This is a genomic window from Sphingobacterium gobiense (genome assembly GCF_002980575.1).
GTDB lineage: Bacteria > Bacteroidota > Bacteroidia > Sphingobacteriales > Sphingobacteriaceae > Sphingobacterium > Sphingobacterium gobiense.
In genome coordinates this window covers 1-256 of record NZ_PVBS01000019.1, presented here as the reverse complement: position 1 = coordinate 256, position 256 = coordinate 1, and the positions used below count along the sequence as shown (strand labels likewise).

Sequence of the window (256 nt, the reverse complement as noted above, 5' to 3'; positions counted from 1 at the left end):
CTCGCGTATCATCGAATTAAACCACATGCTCCTCCGCTTGTGCGGGCCCCCGTCAATTCCTTTGAGTTTCAGCCTTGCGGCCGTACTCCCCAGGTGGATGACTTAACGCTTTCGCTTGGACGCTAACGGTATATCGCTAACATCGAGTCATCATCGTTTAGGGCGTGGACTACCAGGGTATCTAATCCTGTTCGATCCCCACGCTTTCGTGCATCAGCGTCAATGCTGGGCTAGACAGCTGCCTTCGCAATCGGGG

At 54.3% G+C, this 256-nt stretch carries 1 rRNA gene; it reads right to left on the bottom strand.

The features are described from left to right. A 16S ribosomal RNA gene (locus C5749_RS19410) occupies nucleotides 1–256 on the bottom strand; the annotation flags it as partial.